This window comes from Streptomyces sp. Mut1 (assembly GCF_030719295.1).
Taxonomy (GTDB): Bacteria; Actinomycetota; Actinomycetes; order Streptomycetales; family Streptomycetaceae; genus Streptomyces; species Streptomyces castrisilvae.
The window spans coordinates 1,553,450-1,575,567 of sequence record NZ_CP120997.1; the positions used below are offsets into that span (position 1 = coordinate 1,553,450).

Consider the following 22,118-nt stretch of genomic DNA (forward strand, 5'->3'; position numbering starts at 1 on the left):
GCCGCCGGCGTGGCGCTCCTCAGGGACGCCAGTCGCCGAACCAGGCGGCCGGGGTGTGCCGGCGGGCTTCGGCGGCGGTCAGCCGGGGGCGGTTGGCGGGGACGGTGACGCGCGCGCCGGGGCCGGTGTTGCGGTACTCGGCGAAGCGCTGCTCCTGCCACGGGAAGCCGGCCGACATCGTCCCGTACGGCTCGTCGGTGTCGATGCCCGCGCCGAGGTGGCTGTCGCGCACGGTCAGCATGGGATGTGCGGTGAGGTCGGACGAGGGCACCCAGGGGCGGGCCAGCTTGAAGTACCCGTCGGGGGCGGTGCTCGTGACACGGGAGCGCAGCACCAGGAAGCCGTGCGGGTTGGTCCCCGCGGTGCTGGGCGCGAGGACGAAGCCGTAGGGCGGTGCGGGCAGGTCGGTGCGGGCCAGGGTGCGGAAGTGGCAGCGCTCCAGGACGGCCGACGCGCGGCCGAAGACGAAGTCGACGTCCCCTTCGACGTAGCAGTCGCGGTAGTACTGGCGGGCGAAGTCGGTGAGGGAGGCCGAGTCGGCGTACAGGGTGTCCTGGTGGCCCAGGAAGCGGCAGCCGTGGAAGGCCGAGCGGTCGCCGGTGACCTTGATGGCCACGGCCTGGGTGCCGGTGTAGTCGGGGTGGCCGGCGCGCAGCCAGTCGTTGGCGAAGGTCAGGTGGCGGGCGGTGAGTCCGGCGGGCCGGGCGGTGACGGTGGCGGACCCGCTGGTGCCGTACGTGCCGGAACCGTCGGGCAGCGGGGTGCCGTTGGCGTTGTCGTACACGATCACGGTGTCACGCGGGTCGCCGCTCGCGCCGATGAGGGTGAGTCCGGTGCGTGCGGCGGGGATGTCGACGGTCTCCCGGTAGGTGCCGGGCGCGATGACCAGGGTGCGGCCGGTGCCGGCAGCGGCGTCCACGGCGTCCTGGACCCGGGTGTGGTCGCCGCGGCCGCGCGCGTCGACGTAGAGGGTCGCGGGGTCGAGGCGGCGGGCGGGTGTGCCGTAGCGCCCGAAGGGGCGGTCGTGGGCGAGGGCCGCGGGGGCGGTGCCGAGGGCGAGGGCCGTGGTGCCGCCCGCGAGGAGGGCGAGAGCGGTTCGTCTGCTGGGCATGGGCGGTACTCCACTTCTTTGCGTTCCTTGCGTTCCTTGCGTTCCTTTGCGGGGTGCGAAGGCCCCGCCGGCGCCCGGGGGCGCCGGCGGGGAGGGATGGTACGGATCAGGCGCCGGGCAGCCGGCCGGTGCCCGCTCCGATGCCCACGACGAGGGGGACGAGCAGCGGGTGGTCGATCCGGTTGCGCAGGGTCGGGGTCCAGCCGGCGCCCGAGGTGAGGTGCTCCTCGGGGACGCCCGCGTTGTGGACGGCGATCAGGTCGGTCCGGCGGCCGTTGACGTAGTTGTCGCCGGCCGTGAGCGAGGACTCGGACCACTTCTTGAGGATCTTCGCCTTGTCGAACTCGCCGCTCAGCGTGAACGCGTTGTGCTCGGCGACGAGGTGCGACTCGGCGCCGACCCCGAAGGAGTAGCCGTAGACGCTGCCCCGGGTGGCGACGAAGTAGTTGTTGTACGAGTCGACCTGTCCGAAGCGGACGCGGGGCGCGCGCTCGTTGACGTCCTTGAAGAGGTTGTGGTGCAGGGTGACGCGGAGCTTGCCCCGGTCGGTGTCCCCGGCGCCGTCGCTGTTGCCGAGGAGCATCGTCTTGTCGTGGTCCTTGAGGACGTTCCAGGAGACGGTGACGAGGTCGGCGCCCTTGACGATGTCGAAGAGGCCGTCGTGCTGCTGGTACAGCTCGTTGAAGTAGGAGGGCTGGTCGGCGTCGGGGCGGTCGCCGTCGCTGAAGGTGTTGTGGTCGACCCAGACGTGGTCGGAGCCGTAGACGACGAGGTTGTCGTACTCGGAGTTCCAGTGGCCGGTGTCGCCGTCGGTCGGGTCCCACTGCGGGAAGCAGTCGTAGGTGTCCTCGAAGGAGATGTTGCGGACGATGACGTTGGAGACGTTCTGGATCTGGATGCCGGCGCCGATGACCGTGGCGTTCCGGCCGACGCCGACGAGCGTGGTGTTGGACGGGACGTAGACGTTGACGGCGGCCTTCTGGAGCTTGGCGGAGGCGAGCCGGGCGTCCTCCAGCGGGCCGGAGGGGACCTCCTCGCGGCCCCAGGTGTCGGGGTCGTAGGCGGCGAGGTACTTGTCCAGCGTGTAGCCGTCGGTCTGGTACGCCTCGCAGTCGATCGGGTTGCCCTCGGCGTCGGCGTTGCCGTGGATGGTGCCGTCGATCCGGACGATCTTCGGGGCGTCGCCCGCGTCCTTGAAGGCGGCGATGAGTTCGGCGCGGTTGTGCACCGTGTAAACGTGGTCGGGGGTGGCGGCGGCACCGCCGGTCGTGGAGCCCTCGGCGGCGGCCCAGCCGTCGCCCTTGGCGAGGACGGCGCGATCGATGCCCCTCGTGCCGGAGTGCGGGGTGGTGGCCTGGGCGGGGATGCTCAAGGCAAGGGACAGCGACGCGCAGCCCATCGCGACGGCGATGGCACGGGCGCGCATTCTGCGTGTGGACATGACAAATCCTCGGTTCTCGTGCGGGACTGCGGGAAAGGGAGAGGGGGGTTGCCGGGCGTGGAGCGTCAGGCCTGCGGCCGGCCGGTCCACGTCCCGGGTACGTGTCCGCCGCGGCGGCGCGGCTCGTGCGGGGCGAGCACCCGCGCGTCGAGCAGGGCGCGCGCCGTCATCCGGGCCACCTCGATGGCACCGGCGGGGCGGAAGTGGGTGTTGTCCTGCCGGCCGTCCGGGTGCGGGGCCGGCGGGCGGTGCCGTGCGCCGGGGCGGGGGTGACGGCGGGTCCGTTCGTACGGTGTGTCCCGCCGCCCGCCCCGCGTCACGGGGGCCGGCCGGTGCGGAGCCGGGCCGGGGTCAGCCGTTGCCGATCTCCTTCCACTCCTTCTGGGCCTTGTTCAGCTCGTCGGCCATCTTGTCCAGGAAGTCCTTGGCCGTGGTCTTGCCGAGCAGCAGCTTCTGGAACTCCGGCTCGTTGTCGGCCTTGCTGATGTTGTTCCAGTCGGGCAGGTAGTACGGCAGCTGCACGATCTTGGTGGAGCCGTCGGTGAGGGCCTTGGCGGCGAGCTCGGTCGGCGCCGCCTCGCTGATCCACGGGTCCTTGGCGGCCTCGGTGTTGGCCGGAATGGCGCCCGCGGACTCGTTCCACTTGCTGTTGGCCTCGTGCGAGGCCGCGAACTCGATGAACTTCCAGGCGGCCGTCTTGTTCTTGCCCGACCGGAACAGGCCGAGGCCGTCGACCGGGTTGGAGACCTGGACGCGGGTGCCGCCGTCGCCGATCGGGTTGGGGACGCCGGCGAACTTGTCCTTGCCGAGGGCCTTCAGGTGGTCCTGGTAGGAGCCGAGGTTGTGGCTGAGCATGCCGATGGTGCCGGTGTCGAACTGGGCGACCATCTTGGTGAAGTCGTTGTTGACGTCGGCGGAGGGCGTCGTCTTCTTGTAGAGCGCGACGTACTTCTCCAGCGCCGCCGCGTTCTTCGCGTCGTTGAGGGTCGTCCTGTCGCCGTTCCAGAACTCCGTGATGCCCGACTGCCCGTAGGCCGCGTCGATGGCCTGGGCGATGGAGCCGGCGCCACCGCGGATGGTGTAGCCGAACTTGTTGTGCTTGGAGTCGGTGAGCTTCTCGGCCGCCTCGTAGAACTTGGCCCAGGTGGTGGGCGCTTCGAGACCGGCCGCCTCGAACAGGTCGGTGCGGTACCAGAGGGCGCCGTTGTTCGCGGAGGTCGGCACGGTGTACATGTCGTCGCCGCGCCCCGCCGCGTCCTTGACGCTCTCGACCATGCCCTCGACGAGCTTGCCGTTGAGCGAGGAGTCCTTGATCCGGTCGCCCAGCGGCTCCAGGGCCTCCTGCGACACCATGTTGGCGAGGTAGGCGGTGCCGACCCCGCCGACGTCCGGCAGGCCGCCGCCCGCGATGGCCGTGTCGTACTTGGACTGCACGTCGGCGATCGGGATCGGCACGTACTTGACCTTGATGTCCGGGTACTTCTTCTCGAAGTCCTTGATGATCTCGGTCCAGACGGCGGTACGGGGACCGCCGTTGTTGTCCCAGAAGGTGATCTCGCCCTTGCCACTGCCCTCGTTGCCGGTGTCGCTGCCGTCGTCACCGCACGCGGTCGCGGTCAGGGCGAGCACCGCCGCGAGGGAAACGGCGGCCGTGGCGCGCCCCCGCTGCGACTTCGAGATGTTCATGATCGGCTCTTCTCTCTCGGTTCTCTCGGTTCGTACGCATGAGTGGGGGGTTCGTTGGCCGGTGGTCCCGGCCGGTACGGGTGCGGGTCACGCGGTGACGTGGAAGCGGGTGAAGCGGGCCGTCCCGGCCGGGCCGGTGCCGGGCGGCGCGGTGGCGAACAGGCCGAGCAGCGCGCCGACCCAGCGCCACGGGGTGGCGGCGAAGACCTGGCCGGACGGCCGGAACCCGGCCCCGTCCCCGGTGTCGGCGAGGAACCGGCAGCGGGCGCCCGGGGCGACCTCGATCCGCAGCCGGGCCGTGGCCCCGGGCGCGGGCCTGCCGGGCGCGGCATCGCGCTCGGCGGTGGCGCCCGGCTCGGCGAACCGGTGCACGAGCCGCGCCCCGCCCCCGGCCGGCCGCTCCAGGCCGATCCAGCCGAACGCGTCCCCGAGCACCGTCAGCCCCGCCTTCGCCCCGGGGACCTCGCTGTCGAGGGCGAGCGCGACCTCGACGGTGAACGTCTCGGCGGGCAGCCGCTGGACCAGCACATGGGGCAGGGCGCGCAGGTCGTGCGCGTACGCGGTCCGTACGCAGCTGAGCCGCAGGCCGTCCCCGGCGTGCTCGACGGTCCAGCCGGGGCGCGGGTTGGCGGTCCACTGCCACTGCCTGCCGTAGCGGCCGCCCGGGAAGCTGTCGTCGCGGGCCGGGGCCTCCACGGGCTGGGCGGGCAGAGCGGGCTTGGTGTGCCTGGTGACGGGTTCGCCCGCGTCGCCGATGACCGGCCAGCCGTCGCTGTCCCAGCGCATCGGCTGGAGGTGGACCACCCGCCCGTAGGCCCCGCGCTCCTGGAAGTGCAGGAACCAGTCCTCACCGGCCGGGGTCGTGACCCAGGCGCCCTGGTGCGGGCCGTTGACCTCGGTGCGGCCCTGGGCGAGGACGACGCGTTCCTCGTACGGTCCGAAGAACTCGCGGGAGCGGAAGGCGCCCTGCCAGCCCGTCGCCACCCCGCCCGCCGGGGCCAGGATCCAGAACTCGCCGTCGCGCCGGTGGAGCTTGGGGCCCTCCAGCGTGAACCAGCCGGGCAGCGTGTCGGCGTCGATCAGGATCCTGCCCTCGTCGAGCAGTTCCCGCCCGTCGGGGCTCATGCGGTGGCCGGTGAGCCGGTTCTTGACGCCGGAGCGGGACTTGGCCCAGGCGTGGACGAGATAGGCCTCGCCGGTCTCCTCGTCCCACAGCGGGCAGGGGTCGATCAGCCCCTGGCCGGCCTTGAGCAGGTGGGGCTCGGTCCACGGGCCCCTGATGTCCTCGGCGCTGATCTGCTGGATGCCGTGGTCGGGGTCGCCCCAGAAGATCCAGAACCGTCCGGCGTGGTGGCGCAGCGAGGGCGCCCACACCCCGCAGTCGTGGCGGGGCACGGCGAAGTCGGCGGCCGGCTCCAGACGGTCCAGGGCGTGCCCGGTCAGGGTCCAGTTGACGAGGTCGCGCGAGTGCAGCAGCGGGAGGCCGGGGACGCGGCCGAAGCTGGAGGCGGTGAGATAGAAGTCGTCGCCGACCCGCACGACGTCGGGGTCGGACCAGTCCGCGCCGAGCACCGGGTTGCGGTAGGTGCCGTCGCCCGGGTCGTGTCCGAGAAGTCCCGTCGTCCGCCCGGAGGGCGTGGCCTGCGGCGTCCGGTGCTTCCCCGAGTTCTCGGTCCTGGGGCGCTCGCCGGGGGCGTTCACGCGGTCACCGCCCGGCGGACGAGGGCGGCGGCGCCGGCCCGGTCGAGCCGGCCGTCCGCGACGACGGTGACGATCCGGCGGACGAGGGTGGCGCCCGCGGGGACGGGGAGCCGTTCGGCGGCGGCGAGGGACGAGCCGACGCCCGGGTACTCGGCGGTCCGCACGAACCACGGGTCGCGGCGGGTCTCATCGGTCGCCCCGGCGAAGACCAGGGACCAGCCGTCGCCGCAGAGCGCGACCCAGTCGGCGGCCCGCCCGTGCACCGCCTCCTCGCCGGCCGCGGACGCGCTGAACACGGCGGGCGGCGCGGCCTCCTTGGGGGCGCGCCAGAAGAAACCGCCGTATCCGGCGCCGGGGCGGCCGTTGGTGGCGGGGCTGCCGATCGACAGGTCCGTGGAGCCGGGGTTGGTGAGCGAGAAGGAGAGGTCGAGCGCCCAGGCGGTGCCGGAGAGCGCGGCGGTGGCCACTGTGCGGTGTTCGCGCAGCAGTTCGCCGCCTTCGGCCTCCCAGCTCAGCTCCTGGACAAATCCGTCCGGGTCGCACAGCTTCCAGCCGAGGTGGCGCTGCACGCCGTGGTTGTCCAGCTCGGTCGGCCCCCGGCCCCGGACGAAGGTGCGCCCGCCCCAGAAGTTGCGCCCGGCGACGTCGGGGACGGCGACGGACGCGCCCAGGTGGTGGAGGTGGTCGGCGGGGCGCTCCTCGGTGACGGGGGTGCCGCCGAGGGTGGTGACCGGGTGGAGGTAGGGGCGTCCCGCGGTGTCGGGGAGGTAGGTGTAGCGGCCGACCGGGCGGCCGGCGCAGCTGAGGAGCGCGGTGGCGGTCATGGGGAGCTCACCTCGGTGGGGAGCGCCCAGGGGGCGCCGAGTTCGGAGAAGAGCGCGAGGGTCTCGGCGCCGGACGCGACGAGGGCGTCGATGCCGCGCACCACCCGGCGGGTGGCGCCGGAGCCGGGCACGGCGGCGGTGTGCCAGGCGCCGGACGGCAGGGCGCGGGGTTCGGGGGCGGTACGTACGGCCTCGACGACCTCCATGAACGCGCCGGTGTTCCGCGGTGGTACGAGGAGCGGCGTGTCCCGCACGAGGTGGTCGACCAGGTTCTCCAGGAGGTCGGTCCGCCCGTGCACCGTCTCCAGGGGGCCGTGCCCGGCCCGCTGGACGAGGACGCGGTCCTGCTTGTACCAGAAGGTGATGCGGCCGCGGTCGCCGTGGACGATGACATAGGGCTCCCCGGCCTGTTCCGCGCAGAGGGTGACGGCGGCGGTGACGGGCGGCCCCGAGGTGGTGGTGACGCGTACGCAGGAGGTGTCGTCGGCCTCGATGTCGTGGGCGCGGAAGAGTTCCGTGTCGATGGAGGCGACGTCCTCGGCGGTGGTGGTGCCGGCGAGTTCGAGTGCGGTGGCGACGGCGTGGGCGAGCGGGTTGGTCAGGACGCCGTCGACCACGTCGGTGCCGCCGAGCCTGCGCCGCCCGGCCCAGGGCGCCCGCCGGTAGTAGGCGTCGTCGCGGACCCAGGCGCCCGCGGCCCCGTAGCCCCGTACGGTGCCGATGGCTCCGGTGCGTACGAGTTCGCGGATGGCGGGTACGGCGTGCGAACCGAAGGACTGGAAGCCGACCTGGCAGGCGATGCCGGCGTCGCGCACCCCGGCCAGAATGCGGTCGAAGTCGGCGCGGGTCGCGGCGGGCGGCTTCTCCAGGAGGAGGTGGACGCCGCGTCCGGCGGCGGTGAGGGCGAGGTCGGTGTGGGTCTGGATGGGGGTGCAGATGACGGCGGCGCGGGCCCCGGTGGAGTCCAGGAGGGTGCCGAAGTCGACGGACTGCTCGGGGAGTTCACCGGCGAAGGCGTCGAGTTCGGAGGCGTCCAGCGGGGTGAGTTCGCAGATGCCGGCGAGCCGCACGAGGCCCTGGTGCTGGAGGCGGCGGATGTTGGCGAGGTGCTGGCGGCCGTGCCCCCGGGCGCCGGCGAGGACGATCGGGACGGGCGTGGCGGTGTGGGGCGTGTTCATGTCCGTCACCCCTTCACGGCGCCGGCGCTGAAGCCGGTGATCAGCCACTTCTGGATGAAGGCGAAGACGATCACCACGGGGACCGCGGCGATCACCCCGCCCGCCGCCAGCGCGCCCAGGTCGACGCTGTCCGCGCCGATGAGGGTGTTCAGGCCGACCGGGATCGTCTGCTTGTCCTGCTCGCTGAGGAACATCAGCGCGAACAGGAAGTGGTTCCAGCTGTGCACGAAGGCGAAGGAGCCGACGGCGATGAGGCCGGGCCGCAGCAGCGGCAGCACGACCGCGCAGAAGGCCCGGAAGCGCGAGCAGCCGTCCACCCAGGCGGCCTCCTCCAGCGAAGGGGGCACGTTCTTGATGAATCCGCTGATCAGGATGATGGAGAGGGGCAGCTGGAAGACGGTCTCGGCGATGACCACGCTCCCCAGGGAGTTGATCAGCTGGAGGTTCTTGAAGATCTCGAAGAGCGGTACGAGCATCAGCGCGCCGGGGATGAACTGCGAGCACAGCAGCGCCAGCATGAAGCCGTTCTTGATCTTGAAGTCGAACCGGGCGAGCGCGTAGCCGCCGGCCAGCGCGACGAGGGTGGTGCTGATCAGGGTGCAGATCCCGACGATCATGCTGTTCTGGAAGAAGAGGGCGAAGCTGCGCTCGTTCCAGACCTTGGAGAAGTGCTCCCCGGTCATCGGCCACGGCACCAGCGAGGTGGAGCCGGCGGGCCGGACGGCGAAGAGGAACATCCAGTAGAACGGGACGAGCGTGAAGACCAGGTAGACGCCGAGCGGCACGTAGATCTGCCAGCGCGGCACCTCGTCGAAGGCGCGCTCGCGGCCGGGCCTGCGGCGCGGTGTGGCGGGCGGCGGGCCGGCGGGGGCGGCCGGCCGTGCGGAGTGGGTGCCGTTCTTCTCGGCGAGGGCGGCAGTCACTTGTGGTCGCCTCCGAACTTGCTCAGGCGCAGATAGACGATCGAGCAGAAGAGGAGGATCACGAAGGCGACGGTGGTGAGCGCGGAGGCGTAGCCGAAGTCGTGGCCCTCGATGCCTGTGTTGGCGACGTAGAGCGGCAGGGTGGTGGTCTCGCCGGCCGGTCCGCCGCCGGTGAGCGTGTAGAGGAGGTCGACGTTGTTGAACTCCCAGACGCCGCGCAGCAGCGTGGACAGGATGATCGCGTCGCGCAGGTGGGGCAGGGTGATGTGGAAGAACTGCCGCATCCGTCCGGCGCCGTCGACGGAGGCCGCCTCGTACAGCTCCTTGGAGACGGACTGGAGGTCGGCGAGGATGAGGATGGCGAAGAAGGGGACCCCGCGCCAGAGTTCGGCGACGGTCGCGGCCCAGAAGACGGTGCCGGTGTCGGAGAGCACGGAGGTGCCGTAGTCGCCGATCCCGGCGTCCGCGAGGTAGCGGCTGAAGCCCGTCGAGGAGTTGTAGAGCAGGATCCAGATGGTGCTGGTCAGCACGCCGGAGACGGCCCAGGGCGAGAAGACCATGGCGCGGGAGATGCCCCGGCCGATGAAGCTCTGGTTCACGATCAGGGCCAGTGCGAGCCCGAGGGTGAGCTGGAGCGCGACCTGCACCACGACCCACTGGGCGCTGAAGCCGAGCGTCGTCCAGAACTGGTCGTCCTCGGTGAAGATCCGGGTGAAGTTGTCGAAGCCCGCGAAGCCGTTCCGCCAGGGTTTGGTGACGTTGTAGTTCTGCAGGCTGTAGTAGAAGACGCTGACCACCGGGTAGGCGATGAAGCCGAGCATCAGCAGCCCCGCGGGGGCGATCAGCAGATACGGCAGCCGGCGGGGGCTCGCGGAGCGGCGCCTGGGCACCTTGGGCGGTGTGGCCGCGGCGGAGGCTTGGGCCATGACACGTCTCCGTTCTCTCTGTACGGGGGTGCGGGCGGTGCGGGGGTGGTGCCGGGCGGTGCGTGGAGTGCGCAAGCGCTTACCGCATGGTGTTCGGTATGCCGAACAAGGCGGGCGCCGGAATTCCGCTGGGGCCGTTCAGCCGGCGTACGGGTCGGGCACTTCTCCCGGCCGGGCCAGGAAGGCGAAGTCGCAGCCGGTGTCGGCCTGGGTGATCTGGTCCTGGTAGAGCGCGCCGTAGCCGCGCTCGTACCGCTGGGGCGGCGGGGTCCACTCGGCCCGGCGCCGGGTCAGCTCCTCGTCGGACACGCCGAGGTCCAGCCGCCGCGCCTCGACGTCCAGGGTGATGAGGTCACCGGTACGGACGAGCGCGAGGGGCCCGCCGACGTAGGACTCGGGCGCGATGTGCAGCACGCAGGCGCCGTAGCTGGTGCCGCTCATCCGGGCGTCGGAGAGCCGCACCATGTCCCGTACGCCCTGCTTCAGCAGGTAGTCGGGGATCGGCAGCATGCCGTACTCGGGCATGCCGGGACCGCCCTTGGGACCGGCGTTGCGGAGCACCAGGACGTGGTCCGCGGTGAGCGCGAGCGCCGGGTCGTTGATGGTGCGCTGCATCTCCTTGTAGTCGTCGAAGACGACCGCGGGTCCGGTGTGGCGCAGCAGGTGCGGTTCGGCGGCGATGTGCTTGATGACCGCGCCGTCCGGGCAGAGGTTGCCGCGCAGCACCGCCACCCCGCCCTCGTCGGCGAGGGGGTGGTCGCGCTCCCGGATGACGTCGCTGTCGTGGACGAGCGCCCCGTCGAGCTGTTCGCGCAGGGTGTCGTGGGCGACGGTGGGCCGGTCCAGGTGCAGGACGTCGGTGAGCCGGGCGAGGAAGCCGGGCAGCCCGCCGGCGAAGTGGAAGTCCTCCATGAGGTACTTCCCGCCGGGCCGGAGGTTGGCGAGCACGGGGACGGTACGGGCGATGCGGTCGAAGTCGTCCAGGGTGAGCTTGATCCCGGAGCGGCCCGCCATCGCGATGAGGTGGATGACGGCGTTGGTGGAGCCGCCGAGCGCGAGGACGGTGGCGACGGCGTCCTCGTACGCCTCCGCCGTGAGAATCTCCGACAGTTTCCGCTGCTGCCACACCAGTTCGACGATCCGGAGCCCGGACCGCGCGGCCATCCGGTCGTGGCCGGAGTCGACGGCCGGGATGGAGGAGGCGCCGGGGACGGTGACGCCGAGGGCCTCGGCGGCGGCGGTGAGGGTGGAGGCGGTGCCCATGGTCATGCAGTGGCCGGGTGAGCGGGCGAGGCCGTTCTCCAGTTCGCCCATCTCGCAGTCGCCGATGAGCCCGGCACGCTTGTCGTCCCAGTACTTCCACATGTCGGTGCCGGAGCCGAGGACTTCGTTGCGCCAGTGCCCGGGGAGCATCGGCCCGGCCGGTACGAAGACGGTCGGCAGGTCGACCGAAGCGGCGCCCATCAGCAGCGCCGGTGTCGACTTGTCGCAGCCGCCGAGCAGCACCGCGCCGTCGACCGGATAGGAGCGCAGCAGCTCCTCGGTCTCCATCGCCAGCATGTTGCGGTAGAGCATCGGGGTCGGCTTCTGGAACGTCTCCGAGAGCGTGGAGACCGGGAATTCGAGCGGGAAGCCGCCCGCCTGCCAGACCCCGCGCTTGACGGCCTGCGCGCGTTCGCGGAGGTGGACGTGGCAGGGGTTGATGTCGGACCAGGTGTTGAGGATCGCGACGACCGGCTTGCCGAGGTGCTCCTCGGGGAGGTAGCCGAGCTGCCGGGTGCGGGCGCGGTGGCTGAAGGAGCGCAGCCCGTCGGTGCCGTACCACTGGTGGCTGCGCAGTTCCTCGGGGGCGATGCGGGCGGCGGTCATATGGACCACCCGGCGATCTCGTCGGCGACCTCGGCGCGCTGGGCCTCGGGCAGCTCCCGGCTGGGCGGGCGCACCGCGCGGTCGCACAGCCCGAGGGCGGCCAGCGCCTCCTTGATGACGGTGACGTTGTTGGCGGACTGCCGGTCGGCGCGCAGCTCCTCGAAGCGGCGGATCTGCTCCCAGACCTTCATGGCGGCCGGGTGGTCCCCGGCCCGCAGCGCCTCCAGCATGGCCAGCGAGACGCCGGGCGCCACGTTGACGAGACCGGAGGTGAATCCGGTGGCCCCGGCGGAGAAGTAGGACGGCGCGTACAGCTCGGCGAGCCCGGCGACCCAGACGAACCGCTCCAGCCCCGCGTCCCGGGCGAACGCGGCGAACCGGGCGGCGTCCGGCACGGCGTACTTGACGCCGATGACGTTGGGGCAGCTGTCGGCGAGGGCCGCGAGGCAGGCGCCGTCGAGGTGCGGGTTGCGGATGTAGGGGACGACGCCGAGTCCGGGGACGGCCTCGGCGATGGCCCGGTGGTAGTCGACCCAGCCGTCCTGCGAGACGTACGGGTGGACGGGCTGGTGCACCATCACCATCTCGGCGCCCGCGTCCCGGGCGTGCTCGGCGGCGGCGACGGCGGTCGGCACATCGTGCCCGACGCCGACCAGGACCGTGGCCCGGCCGCCGGCCTCCTCGATGGTCAGCTCGGTGACGGTGCGCCGCTCCTCGGGGGTGAGCGCGTAGAACTCCCCGGTGTTGCCGTTCGGGGTGACGATGCGCACGCCGCCGTCGAGCAGCCGGCGCAGCAGGGCGCGGTGCGCCGCCGTGTCGATGGTCCCGTCCCCGGCGAACGGGGTGACCGGGATCGCCACGACATCTGCGAGGGCCGCCTTCAGCGGTGTGAGGTCCATGCGGACTGGCCTTTCGTCGGTGTGCGGGGTCACGCCGCGTCGCCCCCGTCCTCGTCGTCGGGGAAGGCGCGGCGGACGAACGACGCGATGTGGTCGTGCAGAGCCCCGGCGGCCGCGTCCGCGTCGTCGGCGAGCGCGAGCCGCAGGATCTCCCGGTGCTCGGCCGCCTCCCGCTCCCAGGACGGGATGGCCGACCAGGCGACCGTCGACACGAGCGCGGCCTGATCGCGGACCTCGTCGAGCATCCGCGCCAGCAGCGGGTTGCCGCAGGGCAGGTAGAGCGCCCGGTGGAAGTCCCGGTTGGCGAGCGAGCGGTCGGCCTTGTCGCCCGCCGAGTCCGCCCGCTCCAGGGCCTCCTGCGCCGCGTCGAGGGACGCCTTGCGGGTGATGGAGCGGCGCAGCGCCTCGGGTTCGAGCAGCAGCCGTACGTCGTACACCTCGCGGGCCATGGCCGCGTCGACCAGCCGCACGGTGGTGCCCTTGTACTGGCTCATGACGACGAGCCCGGTGCCGGCGAGCGTCTTGAGCGCCTCACGGACGGGGGTCTTGGAGACCCCGAACTGTGCGGCGAGCTCGGTCTCCACGAGCGCCTGCCCCGGCCTCAGTTGCGCCGTGAGGATCGCGTGCTTGATCGCCTCCAGCACGTACTGGGTCCGGGACGGAATCGGGGTGGGCGCAAAGGTCATGGGTGAAGGGCTCTCACATCTCGCGTATCGCGTCTCATATATGACGTACGAAGTACGACGCGATGAAGCTAGAGGCGCCGCAAATGTTTCGTCAACGCTTCTGACAAAAGAACTTCGCGGAACCAGGACATGCGCCGTACACGTATTCCGCGTCCCCTCCCGGGGGCCCGGCGGGGTACGGCATCTGCCCGATGCCTCGCGGGGGCCTCAGTCGCCAGCCTGACAGGGCAACGGATGCGCAGGTCAGGAAGGTTCGGTGGGTGCGATGGCGGCGGGGCGGGTACTGAGGGACCGGACGGCGGGGCTGTTCCTCGCGGCGGTCGTCGTGTCGGGATTCGGCAGTTCGGCGATGACCCTGGCGGCCGGGATCTGGGTCAAGTCGCTGACGGGCTCGGACAGTCTGGCCGCGCTCGCGCTGTTCGCCGTCTGGCTCCCGGTCCTGTGCGGCCCGCTGCTCGGCGCCCTGGCCGACCGCCTGCCGCGCAAGCCGCTCCTCGTGGGCACGAACCTCACCATGGCCGTGCTGCTGACCACCCTCACGACGGTGGACTCGGCGGGACGGGTCTGGCTGCTGTTCGCGGTCCTGGTGCTGTACGGCTGCGCCTCGGTCCTGCTGGACTCCGCCGAATCGGCCCTGGTCGCGGGGGCCGTCGCCCCCACCCTGCTCGGGGACTTCAACGGCCTGCGGATGACGGCCAACGAGGGCATGAAGCTGGTGGCTCCGCTGACCGGCGCCGCCCTGTACGCCCGCTTCGGCGGCGGCGCGGTAGCCCTGCTGGACGCGGTCTCCTTCACCCTGGCCGCCGGACTCTACGGTCTGCTGCGGGTGCGGCGGACGGCCCCCGCACCCCGCGGCGCGGGCGGCTGGTCCGCCGGGCTGCGGCAGCTGTGGGGCTCCCCGGTGCTGCGCCCCCTGGTCCTCGCCGCCTCGGCCACGATGCTGTGCGCGGGGCTCAACGGGGCGACCCTGTACGCCGTCGTGGACGGCACGCTGGGCCACTCCCCCACGTTCGCGGGGGTGCTGTCCGTCGCGCAGGGCGCCGGGTCCGTCGCGATCGGGCTGCTGGCGGGCCCGCTGATGCGCCGGCTGCCGGGACGGGTGTTCCCGGCGGCCGGGATCGCCGTGTTCGGGCTGGCGGTGGGCCTGCGGGCGGTGCCCGACGACGCGGTGGCGCTCACCGCCTGCGCCCTGATCGGGGCCGGGCTGCCGTGCGTGCTGATCGCCGCGCTGACGGCGGTGCAGCGGGAGACGCCGGACGCGGTGCTGGGCCGTACGGCGGCGAGCGCGGACACGCTGATGATGTCGCCGAACGCGGTGGCGCTGGGCATCGGGGCGGTGCTGGTGGCCCGGGTGGAGATGTCGGTGCTGCTGCCGCTGGTGGGCGCGGTGGCCCTGCTGACGGCGGCGCTCCTGCTCACGGGCCGGCGGGAACCCGCCCCCGCCGGCCCGCGCGTGTCACCCGAGGCGTGAGAGTGCCCCGGCGACGGCTTCCAGGTCCGGGCCGGAGGCCAGCCCCCCGTGGTACAGCCGCAGTTGGTCCGCCCCGAGCGAGGCCGCGTGGGCGGCGTCCCGCTCCAGCGTGTCCGGGCTGCCGCCCATCCCCCGCACCACGGTGAGGTTGGCCGCGATGATCCCGTCCCGGCCGGCGAACGGTCCGAGCACGGCCTCCCGCACCGCGTCGGTACCGGTGCAGGGCAGCACCACCCCGTCCGCCACGGTCAGGACGTGCCCGGGTTCGACTCCCACGTTCGCCCCGGACCTGTACGGTGCCGGATCGGCGTGCAGCAGCACCTGGAACCCGGGGTCCGCGGCCTCCCGCACCGCACCGGCCACCGCCTCCTGAAGCCCCCGGGCCACCTCGGTCCGCCACCGCAGGGTGGCCGCCGCGAGGTCGGCGCCGAGCAGCCTGCCGACCGCGTCCCACCCGGCGTCCGGGGCCCCGCCACCGGCCCAGACCGGCTCCAGCGCACCCCGTACGGCCGCGCCCAGTTCCTCGGCGTCCAGCCCCTGCCCGGCGTAACCGGCCCGGCAGGCACCGCAGAAGCACAGCGACATCAGATACTGCGCCGCGTCCCCGAGCCCGACACCCGCCACCTTGTCGTGGGCGTGCAGATGGGCGAAGCCGTACCAGCCGCAGGACTCCAGTTCGGTGCCCCGCGCCCCCTCCCGCACCGCTGCCTCCGCCGCCAGGTCCACCAGATAGGCCCGGACCTCCGGCTGCGCGACGCAGGGCGCCCACGGGTAGAGGTCCCCGTAGGCATTGACCACGGAGGTCCGCGGATGCTCCGCGCCCAGCCGGGAGTTGTGCGCGAGCACCACCCAGCTGTGCACGTCGAGCCCGGCACCGGCCAGCGCGCCCGCGGCCTCGGCGAAGGGGTCGTCCGATGCGACCCACGCCTGCTCGTACGGGCGCAGCGCCCGCCCCGCCCACCGCGAGGCGTCCGGCGGGTACAGCACCGCCGCGTGCTCGGCGGTGACGATGCGGCGGGCGGGATGGCGGGGGGTCAGCGCCCGGGTCGAGTGGTAGGCGGAGGCGAGCGTCACCTGCTGGACGCCGAGGTCCGCGATGCGGGCGGGGGCGTCGGGGTCCCCCACGACGTCCCACGGGTAGAGGAAGACGGAGGTCTTCACGCGTGCCCCCCGGCCCCGTGCGGCTCCAGCAGCGCGCGGCCGCTCGCGATGATCTCCGTCAGCTCCTCGATGTGCGCGGCCGGCGGCTCGGTGAGCGGGCTGCGCACCTCCCCGACGTCCAGCCCCTGGAGCCGGACGCCCGCCTTGACCAGCGATACGGCGTAACCGCGCCCTTGGGCCCGCAGCTCGACGAGCGGCCGGTAGAACGTGTCCAGCAGCGCGTTGACCAGCCCGTCGTCGCCGGAGTGCAGGGCCCGGTAGAAGGCCAGGGCGATGTCCGGGGCGAAGGCGAAGACGGCGGACGAATAGAGCGTGACGCCGATGCCCCGGTAGGCGAGGCCGGTGAGCTCCGCGGTGGGCAGCCCGTTGAAGTACAGGAAGTCCCGCCCCGGCAGCCCGGTTCTGACCGCGCTGACGATGCGCTGCATCAGGTCCAGGTCGCCGTAGCCGTCCTTGAGGCCGATGATCCCCGGCGTCCGCGCCAGGGCGACGACCGTCTCCGGGGCGAAGACCGCGTTGTCGCGCTGGTACACGATCGTCTCGATGCCGGTGGCCCCGGCCAGCGCCGTGTAGTGCGCCAGCAGCCCCGCCTGGTCCGCCTGCACCAGGTACGGCGGCATCGCCAGCAGCCCGTCCGCGCCGGCCTCCTCGGCCAGCTCCGCGAACCGGACCGCCAGCGCGGTGCCGTATCCGGCTCCCGCCACGACCGGCACCTGTCCCGCGGTCTCCTCCACCGCGGCGGCGACGACGAGCCGGAACTCCTCCGGCGTCAGCGCGTGGAACTCCCCGGTGCCACAGCACGCGAACACCGCCGCCGCACCGGCGTTGACGCCCCGGCGGACGTGGGCCCGGAAGGCCTCCACGTCGACGGAGCCGTCCGCGCGGAAGGCGGTAACGGGGAAGAACAGCGGCCCGGCGACAGCGGTAAGCCGGACGGCAAGCGGATCTGAGCTCACGGGCGCTCCCTGAAGCGTGCGCATCTCTGATTAACGTCCACACATATGAACGCTCCCAAGCTAGGCCCCTCCGGGCGCCGCGGTCAAGGCGGTTGCCCCGCGCCGGGGCGGAGGGTTCCGTCCTCAAGCGCCGGACGGGCTTGGGTGGGGCGTCGGTCCCCGTGGGTTTGGCCCGGTCCGGCCGACCGGTTCCGTCCTCAATCGCCGGACGGGCTTGGGTGGGCGCCGGCCCCCGTGGGTTTGCCCTGGTCCCAACCGGAGGGTTCCGTCCTCAATCGCCGGACGGGCTGAAGAGCACGCCTGCGCGTCCCGGGTGGGGTCCGGGGTCCCTCCGGGGCGTCTCCTCAAACGACGAACGTTCCGCCGGTACGCAGCCGCACCCGGGTATCCGTTCGTCGTCCTGCGGGGACTCCCCTGCACGCCCCCGGACCGGCCGCCACGCGTCTGCGACAGACGTACCACCGGCGTACAGACGCAGGTGGACGTGGGTGGGGGCGCGCAGGGCAGTCCCCGCAGAAAATGGCGTACGACCGGGGTTCATCGCGTCGTCGGGTGAACACGCCATTTTTGAGGAGTCTGCCCGGAGGGACCCCGCCCCCACCCACCGGACGGTGGGCGACCCGCACCCCACGGACGACGACACCCCCAAGCCCGTCCGGCGATTGAGGACGGAACCCCGCACCTTGACCCCCGCACCCCCACCCCATACCTTGTCCACGCATGTGAACCTGATCCAAGAGGAGACCCCGCATGCCCGCCCCCACCCCTCGCACCGTCCTGCTCACCGGCGCCGCAGGCGGCCTCGGCACGCTGATGCGTGAGCTGCTGCCCGCCCACGGCTACACACTGCGCCTGTTCGACATGGTGCCGATCGAGGGCGAGCCGGACGCGATCACCGCCGACCTGGGCGACAAGGACGCGCTGCGCGACGCCGTGCGGGGGGTCGACGCGATCATCCACCTCGCGGGCATCTCCCTGGAAGCCCCGTTCGAGAAGATCCTCAGGGCGAACATCGAGGGCACGTACAACCTGTACGAGGCCGCGCGAGCGGCCCACGTGCCGCGGATCGTGTTCGCCTCGTCCAACCACGCCATCGGCTTCACACCGCGCCCGCAGGCGGGCGCCCCGCTGATCCCTGTGGACACGCCGCGCCGCCCGGACACGTTCTACGGCCTGTCGAAGTCGTTCGGCGAGGACCTCGCCCAGCTGTACTGGGACCGGCACGGCCTGGAGACCGTGTCCATCCGCATCGGCTCCTGCTTCCCGGAGCCGACCTCGGTGCGGATGCTGTCGGTGTGGATGAGCCCCGCCGACGGCGCCCGCCTGTTCGACGCCGCGCTCACCGCGGCGGACGTCGGGCACACGGTCGTGAACGGCTCGTCGGACAACACCCGCCTGTGGTGGGACCTGACGTCCGCGCGGGCGCTGGGTTACGAGCCGCAGGACGACTCGGAGCCGTACGCGGCGAAGCTCGTCGCGGAGCAGGGCGAGCTGGACCCGGAGAACCCGGACCACGCCCACCTCGGGGGCCACTTCTGCACGAACCCGCCGATCTGGCCGCACTGAGCACGGATAAATACCCGCGCCCGGGAGCGTACCCGGCAGGCATGATGCGGTCATGACGAGACCTTCGGGATTCCGGTACGAGCAGCACGGCGACGCGAGCGTCACCATCACCCACCACGGCCGCCCGGCCGGCACCCTGCGCGGCGGCCGGGCGGAGAAGTTCCTGGCGGAGGTGGAGTCGGGGGACGCCCAGCTGGTGATGGCCCGCTGGACGGGGGCGTACAAGCACGGGAACGAACGGACCGCGCGCAACCACCCCAGAAACAGATGACATGAGCTGACAAAGCGACGCGGAACCGACGCCGCGTCCGGACGGGCGAACCCAGCGAAAGGTAAGGGAACGGCAAAGCCGGGTCGTTCGTTCACCCGGGCATGACCGCTATGACACCTGGCTCGAACCTCCCGCTCCCCGCCGTCCGCGTGGCGGTCGACGTCTCCGCGCCGGTCAGGCTCGACGTGTCGGGCCTGCTGCTCACCGCCGACGGCAAGGTGCGCTCCGACGACGACTTCATCTTCTACAACCAGCCCTCGGGCCCCGGTGTGACCTACCGCTCCGGCGGCGGCAGCGCGCCGGACGCCATCGTGGTGGACACCGCCGCCGTGCCCGCCGGCATCGAGAAGATCGTGGTCACGGCGAGCCCGGACGGGGCCGGTCAGACCTTCCAGGGCATCGAGCCGACCGCCACCGCGCGCAACGCGGACGACGGCAGCGTGCTCGCCTCGTTCACCCCGCCCCAGCTGGGTTCCGAGACCGCGCTCGTGGTCATGGAGATCTACCGGCGCGGTGGCGCGTGGAAGGTCCGCGCGGTCGGCCAGGGCTACGCGAACGGGCTGGCGGGCATCGCCACCGACTTCGGCGTCACGGTCGACGAGGAACCCGCCACCACACCCGCCCCGGCGGCCCCCCTGGCCCCGGCCACCGCACCGCCCCCGCCCCCCGCCGCCCGGGTGGACCCGCGCATCGCGCCCCCGGCCCCGACCGCCCCCACGGCGCCCCCGGCCCCGACCGCGCCGCCCGCGCCCCCCGCGTCGGCCCCCGGCCGGATCAGCCTCGACAAGGGCCGGGTCAGCCTGCGGAAGAACGAGACGGTGTCGCTGGTCAAGGGCGGGAAGCCGCTGCTGTCCCGGGTCAAGATGGGCCTCGGCTGGGAGCCCGCGTACCGCGGCAAGGACATCGACCTGGACGCCTCGGTCATCGCGTACGGGCCCCAGCGCAACCACCTGGACAGCTGCTACTTCGGCAAGCTGTCGATCCTCGACGGCGCGGTCAAGCACTCCGGGGACAACCTCACGGGCGAGGGCGAGGGGGACGACGAGGTGATCGTCGTGGACCTGGGCCGGATTCCCCCGGAGGTGACCGGCCTGGTGTTCACGGTCAACTCGTTCACGGGCCAGAAGTTCACCGAGGTGGCCAAGGCCTACTGCCGGCTGGTCGACGCGGCGACGGACGAGGAGCTGGTCCGCTTCGACCTGACGGGGGCCGAGCCGCAGACGGGCGTGATGATGGCCAAGCTGATCAGGCAGTTCACCGGGGAGTGGGAGATGACCGCGGTGGGCGACTTCGTGAAGTCGCGCACGGTGCGCGGCATGGTCAAGCCCGCCGCCCAGGCCCTGTAGGGGCCGTGAACGTCTTCAGGGGCCGCCCGCACGGTCGGCGGGGGCCCCTGAGGACGGTCGGCGGAACGGATAAGGAGGAGGCGTGTGCTCGTCGCTTCTCTCAGAGCTTGGTCAGCTTGGAGTAGGGGCTCAGGATCCTGCCCTGGCGCCCCGAGAAGTCGATGAGTACCGCGTCGTTGTCGCCCTCGACCGCGAGTACGCGTCCGAGGCCGAACTGGTCGTGCGAAACCCTGTCGCCCACATCGAACAATTCGACCGGTGGGGCCGCCTGGGCCGGGCGGTTGAAGGGACTGGAAGGCAGGTGGCGCCGGGAGCCGGCTGACTGTTTCATTACCTTGAGTATGCGCCTCGGGAACGCCCGGCGCCATGCCCTGCCACCTCTGGGGCCCCAACTGATACCGGATTTGTAATCAGGGATTCCGCTACGGCCCCACCCCTCCGGGCCCCTCTGGAAGCGCTTCCGCCCAAGCCCCGCCGGGCCACAGCCCCCTGCCGTCAGTGGTTCGGCTGCCGCTTCCACGGACCGGTGATGGCGACCATGATTCCCGGCGTCTGGATGTTGGCGTACAGCGTTTTGCCGTCCGGCGAGAACGTGACACCGGTGAATTCGCTGTACTCCGGCTCCGCCTCGGTGCCCAGGTTCAGCTCGTTGCGCGCGATCGGGTAGGTGCGGCCGCTCTCGGTCGCCCCGAAGAGGTGCTGGATGCCCTCGCCGTCCTCGGCGATGACCAGGCCCCCGTAGGGCGAGACGGTGATGTTGTCCGGGCCGTCGAAGGCGCCGTCCTCGGAGGGGTCGGCGTTGACGCCGAGGAGCACCTTGAGGGTCAGCGTGCGGCGCTTCGGGTCGTAGAACCAGACCTGGCCGTCGTGCTGGACGGGGCTCTCGTCCCGGGCGAACGAGGAGACGATGTACGCGCCGCCGTCGCCCCACCACATGCCTTCCAGCTTGCGGGCGCGGGTGATCTCCTGGTCACCGAACTGCTTGCGCACGGGCACGGTCCCGGCATCGCGGTCGGGCACGTCGACCCAGTCCACGCCGTACACGGTGCCGATCTTCGTGGCCCGGGAGAGGTCGTCGACGAATGCGCCGCTCCGGTCGAAGCACTTGGTGGCCTGGAGCACCCCGGCGTCGTCGGCGAGGGTGCGCAGCTTGCCGCGGCCGTGCCGGAAGCCGTGCGGCGGGACCCAGCGGTAGAGCAGCCCGTTGGGGCCCGCAGCGTCCTCGGTGAGGTAGGCGTGGCCCTGCTTGGGGTCGATGACGACCGCCTCGTGCGCGTACCGGCCGAAGGCCTTGACGGGGCGCGGGGAGCGGTTGGCGCGCCTGTCGGACGGGTCGACCTCGAAGACGTAGCCGTGGTCCTTGAGCAGGCCGTTGGTGCCGGCCCTGTCCTCGGTCTCCTCGCAGGTGAGCCAGGTGCCCCACGGGGTGGTGCCGCCGGCGCAGTTGGTGGAGGTGCCGGCGATGCCGACCCACTCGGCGGTGCGGCCGTCGCGGCGGGTCTCCACGACGGTGCAGCCGCCAGCCGCGACCGGGTCGTAGACGAGGCCGTCGGTGAGCGGAACCGGGTGTTCCCAGTCGGCGCGGGTGCCGCTCAGCTCGTGGTTGTTCACCAGCAGCGTCACACCGCGCGCGCCCTCGAAGGCGGCCGTGCCGTCGTGGTTGGAGGGGGTGTACTCACCGCTCTCCAGCCGGGTGACACCACAGTGCGTGATGATCCTGTACGAGAAGCCGGCGGGCAGCGCGAGTATGCCCTTCGGGTCGGGGCGCAGCGCGCCGTACCCGGGTTCGCGCCCGTGCCCGTGGCCGTCGTGGCCGTGGCCGCCGTGGCCGTGGCCGTCGTGGCCGTGGCCGGTGTCCCCGGCGGCGAGGGCGCCGGGCGCGGTGGCCAGCGCGGCGACGGTTCCGGTGAGGGCGATGCCGGCACCCGTGAGGGCGGACTGCCTGGTGAATTGCCTGCGCGTGAAGGCCATCAGGTACTCCTGGTGCTGCGGGGGCGTGTTGCTGACAGGCCCACCGTTGCGGCCATGCCCCAACACCAGTTGAACCGGTGGCGACGTCGGGGTGGCCCTTTCGGGGAGCATCGACAGCGGGAGGGCGGCCCG

The 22,118-nt window shown here is 72.3% G+C and carries 19 protein-coding genes; 4 read left to right on the forward strand and 15 right to left on the reverse strand.

All coding sequences use genetic code 11. The annotated features are described in order from the left end of the window. Window positions 1-19 precede the first annotated feature (19 nt). The 11 genes from P8A18_RS06535 to P8A18_RS06590 all read right to left on the reverse strand — a co-directional run bounded on the left by P8A18_RS06535 (window position 20) and on the right by P8A18_RS06590 (window position 13,244). Window positions 20-1,111: a pectinesterase family protein gene (locus P8A18_RS06535; RefSeq protein ID WP_306052584.1), complete on the reverse strand. Its 1,092-nt coding sequence runs from the start codon at window positions 1,109-1,111 to the stop codon at window positions 20-22. 106 nt (window positions 1,112-1,217) lie between these two features. Then, window positions 1,218-2,537, reverse strand: coding sequence for a pectate lyase family protein (locus P8A18_RS06540; RefSeq protein ID WP_445978204.1), 1,320 nt, complete (start codon window positions 2,535-2,537; stop codon window positions 1,218-1,220). A gap of 366 nt (window positions 2,538-2,903) precedes the next feature. After that, window positions 2,904-4,238, reverse strand: coding sequence for an ABC transporter substrate-binding protein (locus P8A18_RS06550; protein WP_306052588.1), 1,335 nt, complete (start codon window positions 4,236-4,238; stop codon window positions 2,904-2,906). Window positions 4,239-4,325: 87 nt separating this feature from the next. Then, window positions 4,326-5,810, reverse strand: coding sequence for a glycoside hydrolase family 43 protein (locus tag P8A18_RS06555; RefSeq protein WP_306060717.1), 1,485 nt, complete (start codon window positions 5,808-5,810; stop codon window positions 4,326-4,328). Between the two features lie 125 nt (window positions 5,811-5,935). Next, window positions 5,936-6,763 (reverse strand): DUF6807 domain-containing protein, encoded by an 828-nt coding sequence (locus tag P8A18_RS06560; protein ID WP_306052590.1) that lies wholly within the window; start codon window positions 6,761-6,763, stop codon window positions 5,936-5,938. Next, entirely contained in the window at window positions 6,760-7,941 is a 1,182-nt protein-coding gene (locus tag P8A18_RS06565) for a Gfo/Idh/MocA family protein (protein WP_306052591.1), read from the reverse strand. The genes P8A18_RS06560 and P8A18_RS06565 overlap by 4 nt, the downstream gene beginning before the upstream one ends. A 5-nt stretch (window positions 7,942-7,946) precedes the next feature. After that, window positions 7,947-8,864 (reverse strand): carbohydrate ABC transporter permease, encoded by a 918-nt coding sequence (locus tag P8A18_RS06570; protein ID WP_018553283.1) that lies wholly within the window; start codon window positions 8,862-8,864, stop codon window positions 7,947-7,949. Continuing rightward, window positions 8,861-9,790 carry a carbohydrate ABC transporter permease gene (locus tag P8A18_RS06575; protein WP_018553282.1) on the reverse strand — a complete coding sequence of 310 codons (930 nt, stop codon included), beginning with the start codon at window positions 9,788-9,790 and terminating at the stop codon, window positions 8,861-8,863. The genes P8A18_RS06570 and P8A18_RS06575 overlap by 4 nt, the downstream gene beginning before the upstream one ends. A 138-nt stretch (window positions 9,791-9,928) precedes the next feature. Beyond that, window positions 9,929-11,659, reverse strand: coding sequence for an L-arabinonate dehydratase (araD, locus tag P8A18_RS06580; RefSeq protein WP_306052594.1), 1,731 nt, complete (start codon window positions 11,657-11,659; stop codon window positions 9,929-9,931). Then, complete coding sequence (locus P8A18_RS06585) at window positions 11,656-12,558, reverse strand: dihydrodipicolinate synthase family protein (protein ID WP_306052596.1); 903 nt, start codon at window positions 12,556-12,558, stop codon at window positions 11,656-11,658. Before P8A18_RS06585 ends, araD begins: the two co-directional genes overlap by 4 nt. 29 nt (window positions 12,559-12,587) lie before the next feature. Further along, window positions 12,588-13,244 (reverse strand): GntR family transcriptional regulator, encoded by a 657-nt coding sequence (locus tag P8A18_RS06590; RefSeq protein WP_306052598.1) that lies wholly within the window; start codon window positions 13,242-13,244, stop codon window positions 12,588-12,590. A 265-nt stretch (window positions 13,245-13,509) separates the two neighbouring features. On the opposite strand from P8A18_RS06590, the gene P8A18_RS06595 reads away from it, so the two are divergent. Beyond that, the gene (locus P8A18_RS06595) at window positions 13,510-14,715 is read left to right on the forward strand and encodes an MFS transporter (protein WP_306060719.1); all 1,206 of its coding nucleotides are present in this window, start codon (window positions 13,510-13,512) and stop codon (window positions 14,713-14,715) included. Here the strand turns inward: P8A18_RS06595 and P8A18_RS06600 are convergent. Then, entirely contained in the window at window positions 14,701-15,876 is a 1,176-nt protein-coding gene (locus tag P8A18_RS06600) for a hypothetical protein (RefSeq protein ID WP_306052599.1), read from the reverse strand. The two genes, P8A18_RS06595 and P8A18_RS06600, sit on opposite strands and share 15 nt — an antisense overlap. Next, the gene (locus P8A18_RS06605; protein ID WP_306052600.1) at window positions 15,873-16,832 is read right to left on the reverse strand and encodes a 5-dehydro-4-deoxyglucarate dehydratase; all 960 of its coding nucleotides are present in this window, start codon (window positions 16,830-16,832) and stop codon (window positions 15,873-15,875) included. The genes P8A18_RS06600 and P8A18_RS06605 overlap by 4 nt, the downstream gene beginning before the upstream one ends. A 750-nt stretch (window positions 16,833-17,582) precedes the next feature. Here P8A18_RS06605 and P8A18_RS06610 point away from each other — a divergent pair. The 3 genes from P8A18_RS06610 to P8A18_RS06620 all read left to right on the forward strand — a co-directional run bounded on the left by P8A18_RS06610 (window position 17,583) and on the right by P8A18_RS06620 (window position 20,015). Further along, window positions 17,583-18,398, forward strand: coding sequence for an NAD-dependent epimerase/dehydratase family protein (locus P8A18_RS06610; RefSeq protein ID WP_306052602.1), 816 nt, complete (start codon window positions 17,583-17,585; stop codon window positions 18,396-18,398). Between the two features lie 52 nt (window positions 18,399-18,450). Then, window positions 18,451-18,669 (forward strand): hypothetical protein, encoded by a 219-nt coding sequence (locus P8A18_RS06615; protein WP_306052603.1) that lies wholly within the window; start codon window positions 18,451-18,453, stop codon window positions 18,667-18,669. Between the two features lie 110 nt (window positions 18,670-18,779). Beyond that, entirely contained in the window at window positions 18,780-20,015 is a 1,236-nt protein-coding gene (locus P8A18_RS06620; protein ID WP_306052604.1) for a TerD family protein, read from the forward strand. Between the two features lie 100 nt (window positions 20,016-20,115). Here P8A18_RS06620 and P8A18_RS06625 read toward each other — a convergent pair whose 3' ends face one another. Next, window positions 20,116-20,346 (reverse strand): hypothetical protein, encoded by a 231-nt coding sequence (locus tag P8A18_RS06625; protein ID WP_037711258.1) that lies wholly within the window; start codon window positions 20,344-20,346, stop codon window positions 20,116-20,118. A 164-nt stretch (window positions 20,347-20,510) separates the two neighbouring features. Next, entirely contained in the window at window positions 20,511-21,986 is a 1,476-nt protein-coding gene (locus P8A18_RS06630; RefSeq protein ID WP_306052612.1) for an alkaline phosphatase PhoX, read from the reverse strand. Window positions 21,987-22,118: the final 132 nt, after the last annotated feature.